The following is a 14,303-nucleotide window of genomic DNA, read 5'->3' as shown; positions in this document are numbered from 1 at the left end:
ATTTTTTAAACTGTTGAGTCCGCTCGCCCATCCGGGCAGCGCGCATATTGCATTTGCTACGAGGAAGACCATGGCCCGCGTAACCGTTGAAGACTGTCTAGAACACGTGGATAACCGCTTTGAGCTGGTCATGCTGTCTACCAAGCGTGCCCGTCAACTGGCCACCGGCGGTAAAGAGCCTCTGGTTCAGTGGGAAAACGACAAGCCTACCGTTGTCGCCCTGCGTGAAATCGCTGAAGGCCTGATGAGCTACGAGTTTATCGCCAACGCTGAAATCGTCGAAGACGAACCGCTGTTTGCAGCGTTCGAGGACGAGTCCAACGAGGCGAACTAAGCCTATGCCCGGTCGACGTAGCACGGCGAAGGGTAAAAAGTTTTGGCAGGAGGATTCCTCATGCCGAGCATAGACGCCCTCGCCGATCGCTTGTCGACGTACCTCGGCCCGGACCAGGTCAATCTGGTCCGCCGGGCGTACTTCTACGCAGAACAAGCCCACGACGGCCAACGCCGACGTAGCGGCGAACCGTATGTCACGCATCCGCTGGCAGTCGCAAATATCCTTGCCGAAATGCATATGGACCATCAGAGCCTGATGGCGGCCATGCTGCATGACGTGATCGAGGACACCGGTATTGCCAAGGAAGCGCTTGTCGCTCAGTTTGGCGAGACCGTGGCCGAATTGGTCGATGGGGTCAGCAAGCTGACTCAGATGAACTTCGAAACCAAGGCCGAAGCCCAGGCTGAAAACTTTCAGAAGATGGCCATGGCCATGGCACGCGATATTCGCGTGATCCTGGTGAAACTGGCTGATCGCCTGCACAACATGCGTACCCTCGAAGTACTGTCCGGCGAAAAACGCCGGCGGATTGCCAAGGAAACCCTGGAAATCTACGCCCCCATTGCCAATCGGCTGGGTATGCACAGTATTCGTATCGAATTCGAAGACCTTGGTTTCAAAGCGATGTACCCGATGCGCTCCGCGCGCATTTATCAGGCCGTGAAACGCGCCCGGGGCAATCGCAAGGAAATCGTCAACAAAATTGAAGAGTCGCTCAGCCACTGTCTCGCCATCGACGGCATTCAGGGCGAGGTTAGCGGCCGTCAAAAGCATATCTACGGTATTTACAAAAAAATGCGCGGCAAGCGCCGTGCCTTCAACGAGATCATGGATGTTTACGCGTTCCGGATCATCGTCGACAAGGTCGATACCTGCTACCGCGTGCTGGGTGCTGTACATAATTTGTACAAGCCTCTCCCGGGTCGTTTCAAGGACTACATCGCCATTCCTAAAGCCAACGGCTACCAGTCGTTGCATACCACGCTATTCGGCATGCACGGCGTACCGATCGAAATTCAGATCCGTACCCGTGAAATGGAAGAAATGGCCAACAACGGGATCGCCGCTCACTGGTTGTACAAGTCCAGTGGCGACGAACAGCATCAGGGCACTCATGCCCGTGCGCGGCAGTGGGTCAAAGGCGTGCTGGAGATGCAGCAGCGCGCAGGCAACTCCCTTGAATTCATCGAAAGCGTGAAGATCGACCTGTTCCCGGACGAAGTTTACGTGTTCACGCCCAAAGGCCGAATCATGGAGCTGCCCAAAGGCTCCACGGCGGTCGACTTTGCTTACGCCGTGCATACCGATGTGGGTAATAGCTGTATTGCATGCCGGATCAATCGCCGTCTCGCACCGCTGTCCGAGCCGCTGCAAAGTGGCTCCACGGTCGAGATCGTCAGCGCACCGGGTGCCCGCCCCAACCCGGCCTGGCTCAACTTTGTGGTCACCGGCAAGGCCCGCACGCATATTCGCCATGCCCTCAAGTTGCAGCGTCGTTCCGAGTCGGTGAACCTGGGCGAGCGTCTGCTGAACAAGGTGTTAAACGGTTTCAACAGCGCGCTGGACAAGATTCCGGCAGAGCGTGTTCAGGCAATGCTTCAGGAATACCGCCTGGAACAGATCGAAGATCTGCTTGAGGACATTGGCCTGGGTAACCGCATGGCTTACGTGGTGGCCCGGCGCTTGTTGGGCGAAGGTGAAGCGTTGCCTAGCCCCGAGGGGCCGCTGGCGATTCGCGGTACTGAAGGTCTGGTGCTCAGTTACGCCAAATGCTGTACGCCGATCCCGGGTGACCCGATTGTGGGTCATCTGTCTGCAGGCAAAGGCATGGTCGTGCATCTGGACAACTGCCGCAATATCAGCGAAATCCGCCATAACCCCGAAAAATGCATCCAGCTTTCGTGGGCCAAGGATGTTACCGGCGAGTTCAACGTCGAATTGCGCGTCGAACTGGAACATCAGCGTGGCCTGATTGCGCTGCTGGCCAGCAGCGTCAACGCTGCCGATGGCAACATCGAAAAAATCAGCATGGACGAGCGCGATGGCCGCATCAGTGTGGTCCAGCTCGTCGTCAGCGTGCACGACCGTGTGCACCTGGCCCGTGTGATCAAAAAACTACGTGCTCTTACCGGGGTTATCCGCATCACCCGCATGCGTGCATAACCCGTTCATAAGCCCGGCCATTACAAGGAGTCATTCATGACCAAGACCGTTATCACCAGCGACAAGGCACCTGCCGCTATCGGCACTTATTCCCAGGCGATCAAGGCTGGCAATACTGTCTACATGTCCGGCCAGATCCCGCTTGACCCAAAAACCATGGAGCTGGTTGAAGGGTTTGAAGCCCAGACTGTCCAGGTGTTTGAAAACCTGAAGTCGGTTGCTGAAGCTGCGGGCGGTTCGTTCAAGGACATCGTCAAGCTGAACATCTTCCTGACTGACCTGAGCCACTTCGCCAAGGTCAACGAGATCATGGGCAAGTACTTCGAACAGCCTTACCCGGCTCGCGCCGCCATTGGCGTTGCTGCCCTGCCAAAGGGTTCGCAGGTCGAGATGGACGCCATTCTGGTAATTGAGTAATGCCCTCGGCGCAGCATCTTCATGCTGCGCCAACCTCCTCGCTTGTCCCCCGTTCTAAAAGGATTCCGCTATGCGCAAAGCGCTAGTCATGTCACTGCTCACTCTTGTTTTGGGTGGCTGTGCCAGCGAACCCGCCCACCGCGATATCAGTGGTGTCTGGATCAACCAGGCCGCAATCGACGCAGCTGCCAAAGGCGGGAACCTGCGTGAGGCCTTGCTGGCCAATGGTCCTAACCTGGAATGGGACATCGACGCCAAAAGGGCTCAAGCCAACTACACCAATGGTTTTGAGCGAGTAGAAGGCAAGTTGATGCCTGAAAACAAGGGCGTTTGGCAGGTCAGCTTCTATGGCAGTTCGGCCACGGACTTGAGCCTTGCTGGCGAGCAACTGATACAAGCCGCTGCCGAGTCTGACCCCCAACAATCGTTCGTTCGCTCGCCTGTCAGCGTGGCAAGTGATGCTCCGCTGGGCTCCAGTTTTGAGGCGGCGCTCAAGTCAGCTTATTTGGGTGGCCAGTGGCATATTGTCAGTGGCCAGGGGCAAGGCGGCCAAGTGACTTTCTTGCCTGATGGCCAGATCAAGGGTCTGCCAGGCAGCAGTATTTACGCCCTGTGTCTGGCAGGCGACTGTGCATCGATGAGCGGTGAGTACGACAGCCTTTGGTTGCAGCAGGGCGATGCAGGTGCTGCGCATATTTTTGTGCGCAACGGCCCCCAGCTGGAAATCTTCCAGGCGCTTGACGCTGCCCAGCCTGACGAAATGCCACAGTTTTACCCGGGCAAGCGGGAGTGGGTGCTGAAAAAGCAGCCCTGACGCAGAGTTGTAGCCGCTGCCGCCGTCTGCGGCAGCGGTGACATGAAGCCGTTATGCCTTCGTTGCCAGAATTTCCCCATATCCCTCGCGATAGCTCGGGTAGCGCGGTTCCCAGCCCAGCGCCCTGGCGCGGGCGTTGCTGCAACGCTTGCTGCCCGCCCGTCTGACGCTGGCTTCGGCTGCCCATTCCGTCACGCCCAGTTGCTCACGTAACCAGTCCACGACCTGCGCCAAGGGGGCGGGGGCGTCATCGACGCCGATATAGCAATCTTCCAGGGTTTTACCGTGTCGGTCGGCGTTCAGCAGGAAAGCCAGAAGCCCGCCGGCGTCATCGGCATGGATCCGGTTGCCATACAGCGGGGGATCAACGGCAACACGATAGCCTTCACGAACCTGGCTCAGCATCCACTCACGTCCTGGCCCGTAGATTCCGGTCAGGCGCACCACACTGGCCGGGATGCCGCTGTCCAGTGCGACTTGTTCGGCCTGTCGCATGATTCGCCCCGAGTAGCTCGTGGCTTCAGCCGGGGATGTTTCATCGATCCATTCCCCATCTTTTTGGCCATAAACGCCGCTGCTGGACACGAACAACAAGCGTTTTGGCCGCTGGCCATTTTTCTCCAGCCAGCCAAGGGTGTGCTTGAGCCCTTCGACATAAGCCGCTTGATAACCGGCTTCGTCGTGAGTGGTAGCCGCAGTGCTGTACACCAGATAGTCGATCTGGCCTTTTGGCCATTGCGCCGGGCATGACGCATCGAACAGATCGCCGGCGACTCCGATAACGCCATCGGGCAGACGATCGACAGAACGGCGCAGGCCATACACTAACCAGTCATTGTCGAGTAGCTGAGTGGCCAGGCGGCTTCCTACATCGCCGCATCCGACGATCAGAACGGAGGTTTTTGGCATCTCGAAATTCCTAATCAAAAGTTACAAAGCAGCATAAATAGTTGCTACCAAGGTCGTGACATTTGAAAAAAACAGATGCTATTGCTTTTGTTAACAAGAATTACTTGCAATAATAACGCATCGTTTGCTTTGGGTCTTACACCGCGCTGTAGGGCAAAACCCTTTACTATCTTCAGGTCCGGCTAGCATGACATGCAATCATCCCACCGCTTCGCCAACCCAGCTTTTTAGCCCAAAACGCGTCTGGCGTGGGGTTGCCGCGCTGATGTTCAGCCTGCTGCTGGCACCTGCCGCGTCCTTTGCCGACGAGCCTGCAACACCGGCTGCACAGCCTGCCACTGTGGCTGCAGCCCCTGCATCACCGGCGCCTGCCGCGATTGATCCTACCTCGTCTGAAGAGGCTGTAGCCCCGGCAGGTGAAGAACCGCACATCATTGCCGAAGAAGCCAACAGCCTGGGCATGGCCCATGACCTTTCGCCTTGGGGCATGTACCAAAACGCCGACATCATCGTGAAACTTGTGATGATTGGTCTGGCGATCGCTTCGATCATCACCTGGACCATCTGGATTGCCAAAGGCTTTGAAGTCCTGGGCGCCAAGCGTCGTCTGCGTGTTGAAATCAGCAACCTGAAAAAAGCCGGCACCCTTAAGGAGGCCAGCGAGACGGCAGCCAAAAAAGGCACGCTCGCCTATTTGCTGGTTCAGGATGCGCTTGAAGAAATGCGTCTGTCGGCCAATAGCCGCGAAAAAGAAGGTATCAAGGAGCGTGTCAGCTTCCGTCTGGAGCGTCTTGTGGCTGCCTGTGGCCGCAACATGAGCAGCGGCACTGGCGTGCTTGCCACCATCGGCTCGACAGCACCGTTTGTCGGTCTGTTCGGTACCGTATGGGGCATCATGAACAGCTTCATCGGTATCGCCAAAACGCAAACCACCAACCTGGCTGTGGTCGCTCCCGGTATCGCCGAAGCCCTGCTGGCCACGGCATTGGGTCTGGTCGCTGCGATCCCTGCTGTTGTGATTTACAACGTATTTGCCCGCTCTATCACCGGTTACAAGGCCCAGGTCGCTGATGCATCGGCTGAAGTACTGCTGCTGGTAAGCCGTGATCTTGATCACCTGCCGCCCGAGCGCAGCTCGCAACCGCACATGGTGAAAGTGGGGTAATCGGCCATGGGCCTGCATTTAAAAGAAGGCGATGACGATCTCGCCGAGAACCATGAAATCAACGTCACCCCTTTTATTGACGTGATGCTGGTGCTGCTGATCATCTTCATGGTGGCAGCACCGTTGGCGACCGTGGATATCAAGGTTGACCTGCCCGCTTCGACCGCCAAGCCTGCTCCGCGGCCCGAGAAGCCGGTGTTCCTCAGCGTCAAGGCTGATCAGCGCCTGTTCTTGGGTGAAGAGGCGGTCAGTGTTGAAGCGTTGGGCCCGACCCTGGATGCCAGGACTAAAAACAACAAAGACACGACGATCTTCTTCCAGGCCGACAAAGGCGTGGATTACGGTGACTTGATGAGCGTGATGGATGCATTGCGCGCAGCCGGTTACCTGAAGGTGGGTCTGGTCGGACTTGAGACGGCAGCCAAGAAATGACCATGACGCGCTCAAAGATGACGCGTTACGGAGTCAGCTTGGCCGCGGTGTTGGGTATCCATGCAGTGGCCGTGATTCTTGCCCTGCAATGGTCCACCCCTCGTGCGATCGAACTTCCGCCTCAGGCGATGATGATCGATCTGGCACCGCTGCCGGCACCTCCGCCGCCTGCTCCGCCGAAAGTGGTGACCCCGCCACAACCGCCGACGCCTGTGGAAGAGTTGCCGATACCCAAGCTGGCCGAAGCGCCAAAACCGAAGATTTCTGTACCCAAACCGGTCAAGCCCAAGCAAAAGCCTCAACCGCCCAAGCCTGAGAAAAAACCGGAACCGGTCAAGGAAAAGCCTTCAGAAGAGAAGCCAAGCGATGCCACGCCGACCAAAACGCCAAGCGTCAAGTCAGCGGCTCCGGCTCCAGGTCCATCGGCCCAGCAATTGGCTGCCAAAGCCAGTTGGGAAGGTGCATTGCTGAGCCACTTGGGCAAGTACAAGAAGTATCCTGCGGCTGCTCAGTCGCGCGGCAAGGAAGGTTTGAACCGACTGCGCTTCGTTGTTGATGCCGAAGGCAAGGTGCTGTCCTACGAGCTGGTTGGACGCTCGGGTAACGCTGATCTGGACCGGGCTACCCTGGAAATGATTCGCCGGGCACAGCCATTGCCCAAGCCTCCGGCAGATATGCTGACCAATGGCAGCATCGAAATTGTCGCTCCCTTCGTTTATTCCATCGATAAACGTCGGCGATAACCCCTTACGGGTCCGCCCGCCCCTACGGTGAATATTCACGGTATGGGCGGGTGACCCGCCAGGGCTTCCTCCCCTCCAGGCCTGTGCCTTGCTCTCCTGCCGCTCTTGCCCGTGGATATTTTTCCTGACGGACATTGATTGGCGACTGTAGCTCCGTGGGCAATGTCTGATAACGTGCGTCTATCGATTGCAGCCGCTATGCTTTGGCCCGCAACCTCATGGACGTCCGCTATGACTCTCACAGAATTACGCTACATCGTTACTCTTGCCCAAGAACAACACTTCGGCCATGCGGCTGAACGTTGCCATGTCAGCCAGCCGACGCTGTCGGTCGGTGTCAAAAAGCTGGAAGACGAACTCGGTGTGCTGATTTTCGAGCGCAGCAAAAGCGCTGTGCGAGTGACCCCTGTGGGTGAAGGCATCGTTGCCCAGGCGCAAAAGGTTCTGGAGCAAGCTCAAGGTATCCGCGAACTGGCCCAGGCCGGCAAGAATCAGCTGACGGCGCCACTCAAGGTCGGCGCGATCTACACCGTAGGTCCGTACCTGTTCCCGCATCTGATTCCGCAGCTGCATCGGGTTGCCCCGCAAATGCCGTTGTACATCGAAGAAAACTTCACCCACGTACTGCGCGACAAGCTGCGTAACGGTGAACTGGATGCGATCATCATCGCGCTGCCGTTCCAGGAAGCGGACGTGCTGACCTTGCCGCTCTACGACGAACCGTTCTACGTACTGATGCCAAGCGAGCATCCGTGGACGAAAAAAACCACCATCGACGCCAGTTTGCTCAATGACAAAAGCCTGCTGTTGCTGGGCGAAGGTCACTGCTTCCGCGATCAGGTGCTTGAAGCCTGTCCGACGCTGGCCAAAGGCAGCGATGGGGCCAAGCACACCACGGTCGAATCCAGTTCGCTGGAAACCATTCGCCACATGGTTGCGTCTGGTTTGGGGATCTCGATCCTGCCGCTGTCGGCAGTCGACAGTCATCATTACTCGCCCGGCATTCTGGCCGTGCGTCCGTTGACCCCGCCAGTCCCCTTCCGTACGGTTGCGATTGCCTGGCGCGCGAGCTTTCCACGACCTAAAGCCATTGAAATTCTCGCGGATTCGATCCGTCTGTGCTCGGTGGCCAAGCCGCCGGCCGAGAAGTAAGCCTGCCGATGACCGAGTTGTCGAATGTGTCGGTCACCGCGCTCAAAGGCGTGGGCGAAGCCATGGCCGAAAAATTGGCCAAAGTGGGGCTGGAAAACGTTCAGGACGTCCTGTTTCATTTGCCCTTGCGCTATCAGGATCGAACTCGTGTGGTTCCGATTGGTGCTTTGCGCCCGGGCCAGGATGCCGTGGTCGAAGGCCGGGTCATAGGGGCCGATGTGGTGATGGGCAAGCGCCGCAGCTTGCTGGTGCGCATCAATGATGGCACCGGCGGCCTGAGCCTGCGCTTCTATCATTTCAGCAATGCACAAAAAGAAAGCCTCAAGCGGGGCACCGAAGTGCGCTGCTATGGCGAGGCGCGTCCCGGTGCTTCGGGGCTGGAGATCTACCACCCCGAATATCGCGCCATTACCGGCGATGAACCGCCGCCCGTGGACACCACGCTGACGCCGATTTATCCGACCACCGAAGGCCTTACGCAGCAGCGCCTGCGCCAGCTCAGCCAGCAGAGTCTGGCCATGCTTGGCCCGCGCAGCCTGCCGGACTGGCTGCCGCCGGAGCTTGCCAATGACTATCAGTTGGCCCCGCTGGATGAAGCCATCCGTTATCTGCATCAGCCGCCAGCCGATGCCGATGTTGAGGAGCTTGCCCTGGGCCATCACTGGGCACAGCATCGCCTGGCCTTTGAAGAGCTGCTGACTCACCAGCTTTCGCAGCAGCGCTTGCGCGAGAGCCTGCGTTCATTGCGGGCGCCTGCCTTGCCCCAAGCCCAAAAGCTGCCGGCACAGTTTCTGGCCAATCTGGGTTTCCCGCCGACAGGCGCGCAAGTACGAGTCGGTAACGAAGTGGCCTATGACCTCAGTCAACCGGAGCCCATGCTGCGTTTGATCCAGGGCGATGTGGGTGCGGGCAAGACCGTTGTGGCGGCGCTGGCAGCTTTGCAGGCACTCGAGGCGGGCTATCAGGTGGCGTTGATGGCGCCCACTGAAATCCTTGCCGAGCAGCATTTCATCAACTTCCAGCGCTGGCTTGAGCCCTTGGGGCTTGAGGTGGCGTGGCTGGCGGGCAAGCTTAAAGGCAAAGCGCGTCTGGCTGCGATGGAGCAGATTGCCAACGGCACGCCTATGGTCGTAGGCACCCATGCGCTGTTCCAGGAGCATGTCCAGTTCAAGAATCTGGCATTGGTCATCATCGACGAACAGCACCGTTTCGGTGTGCAGCAGCGCCTGGCCCTGCGTAACAAAGGGGTGGGTGGCGTGATGTGCCCGCATCAACTGATCATGACCGCGACCCCCATCCCGCGCACGCTCGCCATGAGCGCTTATGCCGATCTCGACACCTCGATTCTCGACGAGCTTCCGCCGGGCCGGACACCGGTCAACACTGTGCTGGTGGTCGACACACGGCGTATCGAAGTGATTGAGCGGGTGCGTGCGGCCTGTGCCGAGGGGCGGCAGGCTTATTGGGTCTGCACCCTGATAGAAGAATCCGAAGAGATGACCTGCCAGGCCGCGCAAACCACGTTTGAAGACCTCTCCAGCGCCTTGGGCGAACTGCGTGTCGGGTTGATTCACGGCCGTATGAAGGCTGCTGAAAAGGCTGCGGTCATGGCGCAATTCAAGGCCGGTGAGCTGCAGCTGCTGGTAGCGACAACGGTGATCGAGGTGGGTGTCGATGTGCCCAATGCCAGCTTGATGATCATCGAAAACCCGGAACGTCTGGGCCTGTCGCAGTTGCACCAGTTGCGCGGCCGTGTGGGCCGTGGCAGCGCCGTCAGTCATTGCGTGTTGCTCTACCATCCGCCGTTGTCACAAATCGGGCGTCAGCGCCTGGGCATCATGCGTGAAACCAACGACGGATTCGTGATCGCCGAAAAAGACCTTGAGCTGCGTGGCCCCGGTGAAATGCTGGGGACCCGGCAGACCGGTCTTCTGCAATTCAAAGTGGCAGACCTAATGCGCGATGCCGATCTGCTGCCGGCCGTGCGCGACGCTGCGCTGGCATTGATTGAGCGCTGGCCGTCCCATGTCAGCCCATTGCTGGATCGCTGGCTGCGCCATGGTCAGCAATACGGACAGGTGTAAAAGATCATTCAGTAAATGGAAACGCGGCCGATCAAGTCAGGAGTTATCCATTGGAGTTGCAGGAATCGAATGCAGGCCACGCTTGAAGTTGTCAGTACTCCTCTCGTTGTGAACGCGCCGTCTGCTGTCCGGATGTTGCTCGCTGAGCGGGCAATTCCTTACCGTGAGGTCATCGACCTTCCGGGCCTGAGCCCTGCCAGCAAGGTTCAGGCGGTATTGCTAGATGACGCCAGCGGTATCCTGCTGGTGCTCTTCGGGCAGGGCCACTTGCTTGATCTCACCCGTCTGGCCAGTGTGACCGGACGTCATATGAGCGCGGTGAGCCGTGATCGCCTTGAGGCCGTACTCGGCAAGCACGATCTGAAGCAACTGCCGGGTGTGCCGGTATTGATTGGCTCCCCTTGTCTGTACGAAGAGCACTTGCTGCTGCAGCCTTTGCTCTTGATCAGCACTGGCGAGCCAGGCCTGCTGCTGGAAATTGCTCAAGAAGATTTCAGACGGCTGCTCGGTGATGCCTGCGCCGGGCATTTTGCCGAGCCCGTAAGCACCCTGCCGTTCGACCTCGATTGTCCGGACCATGACGCAGAGGCCATCACTCAAGCGGTGAAAGCCTTTACGGCGCGTCGTATCCAGCAACGTCTGGAAGCCACCATCGAGTTACCGCCGCTGGCCGAGAGTGTGCGCAAAATCATGCGCCTGCGGGTCGATCCGAATGTCTGCGTGGATGAAATCGCAAGCGTTGTTGAAACCGACGCGGCGCTCGCGGCGCAAGTTGTCAGCTGGGCGTCCTCGTCTTACTACGCCGCGCCGACCAAAATTCGTTCGGTTGAAGACGCGATTGTGCGTGTGTTGGGGGTCGACCTGGTGATCAACCTCGCGTTGAGCCTGTCGTTGGGTAAAACCCTGCACTTGCCCCAGGACAACCCGCAGTCCAGTACGCCCTATTGGCAGCAGTCGATTTATACGGCGGCGGTCATTGAAGGGCTCACCCGGGCCATTGCTCCGCAGCGCCGTCCGGAAACGGGCCTGGCCTATTTGGCTGGCCTGCTGCACAACTTTGGCTATTTGGTCCTGGCGTATGTGTTCCCGCCACACTTCTCACTGATTTGTCGCCACCTTGAAGCCAATCCGCACGTCCCCCACTTCATCGTCGAACAGCACTTGCTGGGCATCTGCCGCGAACAAATGGGTGCCTGGTTGATGCGCTATTGGGGGATGCCTGAGGAGTTGGCCGCCAGCTTGCGTTTTCAGCACGACCCGGGCTACACCGCCAGCCATGCGGATTACCCGAATCTGGTGTGCATTGCGGTGAACCTGCTGCGCCAGCGAGGCATTGGGCATGGCCCGTGTACGCCGCTGCCTGACGCCTTGTTTGAGCGCCTGGGCCTGACGCGGGAAAAGGCAGAGGATGCGGTCAGCAAAGTGCTGGAGGCCGAGGTGCTGCTGCGCGAGCTGACGGCGCAGTTCGATCAGGCGTGAAGCCCCTTTTTAAAAGCCCGCACCCCATGGCCTGATCATCACGCCTGGGGTTTTTTCCGCGGCTTGAGGTATTTGGTCAGTCCCTGGAACCAGATCACCTGGGCCGGGTTGCCTTTGATCTGAATCGATTTGTCCTGAATCCCGGTCATAAACGCCAGTTGCTTGTTTTTGGCTTGCAGCGTTTCAAAGCCATAAGCGGCATCCTTGAACGCGATTGCAAAGGCCGGTTCCGGGTAGACGCCCGAGTGGCTGGTGATGCGCAGGTTGTTGACCTTGAAGTGACGGGCGACTTTGCCATCGAGGGTTTGCAGCTGGAATACCAGATCCTTGTCAGCCAGTTGTTGCTGAAAGGCAGGGTTTTTACGGCTGGCTCTGCCCATCAGAAAGCCCAGCATCCAGAGCAAAAAGCGAAATTTCATGTACGCGGCCTCGAAGGAATAATAAATGGCCGGCGCAGTGTAACGATTTGAGCGAGGAACGCCATATATCTACTGGTATAGGCGCAGATGGGGGGTGTTTTGCCACTTATGGCCGCATGATCGGCCGGGTCTTGATCAAGAATGGGCCGCCAGCAGGCCGGCTTGCCCATTCTTCAGGGCCATCGCGAGCAATGCCCGCTCACGGTCTTATGGGTTGACGCTGTCTTTGAGGAATTTGCCCGGTTTGAAGGCCACGGTGTTGCTGGCTTTGATCGTTACCGGCTGGCCGGTTTGCGGGTTCTGGCCGGTACGGGCACCGCGATGACGCTGAATAAAGGTGCCGAAGCCGACCAGCGTAACGCTGTCTTTACGGTGCAGAGCTTGGGTGATTTCTTCAAGCACTGCATTGAGTACGCGATTGGCTTGTTCTTTGGTGAGGTCGGCCTTTTCAGCAATAGCGGCGGCGAGATCTGGTTTACGCATGATGAAGCCTCTTTAGACGGTTTTTTGTTGTTATGTCCGTGCTGCTCTCTGCGGAGCAGCGCCCAAGGCGCCGCAGGCTCTAAACTGCGGCAGACCGGTGTGAGAATGGCACGCGGCCAAGGCCGGCGCCAGCCTCTGGGAGGGCTTTGTTGAGGCAAGGCAAGGGTGTATACGACAAAAAGAGCAGTATTTACGCCAAAAGTGCAGGCAGCTCTTTGTTGAGTGCCAGTTTTTCGCGAACAGCCTCGCCAGTCAGGGCATAACCAAGCAATTTGCCATCAGTGGTGCGGCACAGGGCTTTAATGTCAGCCCCTTGCCCTTCCACAGTCCACACGCCTTCATGACCACGCGGCACGGGTGACACCACCAGCGGGCATACCGGGGTTTTAACGGTAATGGGCATCGGGCCGTAGCTGACGGTCGTCGGGTTGCCCGCCAGCGTTTGTGCCAACGCCCGGGCGCAGCTCATCAATGGCATCACGTACAGCAGGTTCAAGCCTTCGACTTCGGCACAGTCGCCCAGCGCGTAAATGTTGGCGTGGGAGGTTTTGAGTTGGCGATCTACCTCAATGCCGCGATTGACCTGGATGCCGGCAGCTGCTGCCAAGTCGATCCGGGGACGTAAACCGATGGCCGACACCACTACGTCGCAGGCAATGATGCTGCCGTCGGACACATGGGCCTGGAGTCCATCGCCGGTGCGTTGCAGGCGGGTCAACACCGGCCCCAGGTGCAGGCGCGCACCCAGGCTTTCAAGGCCTGCCTGAACCGCTGCAGCGGCGGCGGGGTGCAACAGGGTGGGCATCACTTGCTCGCACGGGGCGACCAGATCGACCTCATACCCACCGGCGATCAGGTCATTGGCAAATTCGCAGCCGATCAGGCCGGCACCCAGGATCAGCACACGGCGCTTGCCGGCGGCCGCTGCCCGGAAGCGGGCGTAATCTTCCAGGTCGTTGATCGCAAAGATGGCGTCCTGAGCATCGCCTTCTACCGGGACCTGCACCGTTTGTGCGCCCCAGGCCAGAACAAGATCGCGATACGGGACGGTTTCTTCGCCGATCCACAGTTGCTTGTGCCCCGGGTCGATCCCGCTGATGCGCGTATGTGTACGCACTTGCGCGTTGAGTTGCTCGGCCATGGCTCCCGGCATTGCCATGCTCAGGCCGTCAGCGTCCTTGTTCTTGGCAAAGCCGGTGGACAGCATGGGTTTGGAGTACGAGCGCCCGTCATCAGCCGTGATCAACAGCAGCGGGGTTTCGCTGTCCAGCTTGCGAAACTCGCGGGCCAGGTTATAGCCCGCCAGCCCGGTACCAACGATCACGACAGGTGCGTTCATTCCAATCTCCAGAGTGAATCAGGTCAAAAGAGGGTCGATCAGTTGATTTCGATCATCTCGAAATCCATTTTGCCCACGCCGCAATCCGGGCACAGCCAGTCTTCAGGCACATCCTGCCAGAGCGTCCCGGGGGCGATGCCGTCATCCGGCCAGCCGTCGGCTTCGTTATAAATCAGACCACATACGATGCATTGCCACTTCTTCATGGGGGTACTTCCTTACGTTCAGGCTTGGACGAGGTCACAGACTTATTGGGGACAGCCGCGTTGCTCGTTAATTTCAGGGCGTTTTGTACTGATGAGTACCGGCAGATGCAAGTGCGTTTACTGCCAAAGGCGCCAGGGCGCTCATTTAAGAGCCAGCATGA

At 58.5% G+C, this 14,303-nt stretch carries 15 protein-coding genes; 10 read left to right on the top strand and 5 right to left on the bottom strand.

Annotated elements, in window-relative coordinates; translation table 11 throughout:
- Positions 1–70: 70 nt before the first annotated feature.
- From rpoZ to AWM69_RS02200, 4 genes are all read left to right on the top strand, one after another.
- Positions 71–334: a DNA-directed RNA polymerase subunit omega gene (rpoZ, locus tag AWM69_RS02215; protein ID WP_016782707.1), complete on the top strand. Its 264-nt coding sequence runs from the start codon at positions 71–73 to the stop codon at positions 332–334.
- Positions 335–394: 60 nt separating this feature from the next.
- Positions 395–2,500 (top strand): bifunctional GTP diphosphokinase/guanosine-3',5'-bis pyrophosphate 3'-pyrophosphohydrolase, encoded by a 2,106-nt coding sequence (gene spoT, locus AWM69_RS02210; protein WP_048381363.1) that lies wholly within the window; start codon positions 395–397, stop codon positions 2,498–2,500.
- Between the two features lie 36 nt (positions 2,501–2,536).
- Positions 2,537–2,917, top strand: a complete 381-nt coding sequence (locus AWM69_RS02205) for a RidA family protein (RefSeq protein ID WP_025130815.1) — start codon at positions 2,537–2,539, stop codon at positions 2,915–2,917.
- A 70-nt stretch (positions 2,918–2,987) separates the two neighbouring features.
- The gene (locus tag AWM69_RS02200) at positions 2,988–3,731 is read left to right on the top strand and encodes a hypothetical protein (RefSeq protein WP_131654282.1); all 744 of its coding nucleotides are present in this window, start codon (positions 2,988–2,990) and stop codon (positions 3,729–3,731) included.
- A gap of 51 nt (positions 3,732–3,782) precedes the next feature.
- On the opposite strand, the gene AWM69_RS02195 is transcribed toward AWM69_RS02200, so the two are convergent.
- Positions 3,783–4,640: an SDR family oxidoreductase gene (locus tag AWM69_RS02195; protein ID WP_218725673.1), complete on the bottom strand. Its 858-nt coding sequence runs from the start codon at positions 4,638–4,640 to the stop codon at positions 3,783–3,785.
- Between the two features lie 187 nt (positions 4,641–4,827).
- On the opposite strand from AWM69_RS02195, the gene exbB reads away from it, so the two are divergent.
- The 6 genes from exbB (at position 4,828) to AWM69_RS02165 (ending at position 11,695) form a co-directional block, all read left to right on the top strand.
- Positions 4,828–5,805: a tonB-system energizer ExbB gene (gene exbB, locus AWM69_RS02190; protein ID WP_218725672.1), complete on the top strand. Its 978-nt coding sequence runs from the start codon at positions 4,828–4,830 to the stop codon at positions 5,803–5,805.
- A gap of 6 nt (positions 5,806–5,811) precedes the next feature.
- Entirely contained in the window at positions 5,812–6,237 is a 426-nt protein-coding gene (gene exbD / locus AWM69_RS02185; protein ID WP_131654285.1) for a TonB system transport protein ExbD, read from the top strand.
- Positions 6,234–6,980 (top strand): energy transducer TonB, encoded by a 747-nt coding sequence (locus AWM69_RS02180; RefSeq protein ID WP_048381353.1) that lies wholly within the window; start codon positions 6,234–6,236, stop codon positions 6,978–6,980. The genes exbD and AWM69_RS02180 overlap by 4 nt, the downstream gene beginning before the upstream one ends.
- Positions 6,981–7,211: 231 nt before the next feature.
- Positions 7,212–8,132 (top strand): hydrogen peroxide-inducible genes activator, encoded by a 921-nt coding sequence (locus AWM69_RS02175; RefSeq protein WP_048381352.1) that lies wholly within the window; start codon positions 7,212–7,214, stop codon positions 8,130–8,132.
- An 8-nt stretch (positions 8,133–8,140) separates the two neighbouring features.
- A complete protein-coding gene (gene recG, locus AWM69_RS02170; RefSeq protein ID WP_218725671.1) occupies positions 8,141–10,216 on the top strand; it encodes an ATP-dependent DNA helicase RecG in 2,076 nt (691 codons plus the stop codon).
- 69 nt (positions 10,217–10,285) lie between these two features.
- Complete coding sequence (locus tag AWM69_RS02165; RefSeq protein WP_218725670.1) at positions 10,286–11,695, top strand: aminoacyl-tRNA deacylase and HDOD domain-containing protein; 1,410 nt, start codon at positions 10,286–10,288, stop codon at positions 11,693–11,695.
- A 38-nt stretch (positions 11,696–11,733) separates the two neighbouring features.
- Here the strand turns inward: AWM69_RS02165 and AWM69_RS02160 are convergent, their stop codons facing one another.
- The 4 genes from AWM69_RS02160 to AWM69_RS02145 form a co-directional block, all read right to left on the bottom strand.
- Positions 11,734–12,114: a helicase gene (locus tag AWM69_RS02160; protein WP_218725669.1), complete on the bottom strand. Its 381-nt coding sequence runs from the start codon at positions 12,112–12,114 to the stop codon at positions 11,734–11,736.
- Between the two features lie 207 nt (positions 12,115–12,321).
- Positions 12,322–12,597: an HU family DNA-binding protein gene (locus tag AWM69_RS02155; protein WP_016782719.1), complete on the bottom strand. Its 276-nt coding sequence runs from the start codon at positions 12,595–12,597 to the stop codon at positions 12,322–12,324.
- A gap of 190 nt (positions 12,598–12,787) precedes the next feature.
- Entirely contained in the window at positions 12,788–13,936 is a 1,149-nt protein-coding gene (locus AWM69_RS02150; protein ID WP_218725668.1) for an NAD(P)/FAD-dependent oxidoreductase, read from the bottom strand.
- 38 nt (positions 13,937–13,974) lie between these two features.
- On the bottom strand, positions 13,975–14,142 hold the full coding sequence (locus tag AWM69_RS02145; protein WP_003437744.1) for a rubredoxin: 168 nt from the start codon (positions 14,140–14,142) through the stop codon (positions 13,975–13,977).
- Positions 14,143–14,303: the final 161 nt, after the last annotated feature.

Source organism: Pseudomonas sp. D1HM (assembly GCF_019266105.1).
Classification (GTDB): Bacteria; Pseudomonadota; Gammaproteobacteria; order Pseudomonadales; family Pseudomonadaceae; genus Aquipseudomonas; species Aquipseudomonas taetrolens.
This window is presented reverse-complemented; position numbering and strand designations above follow the sequence as displayed.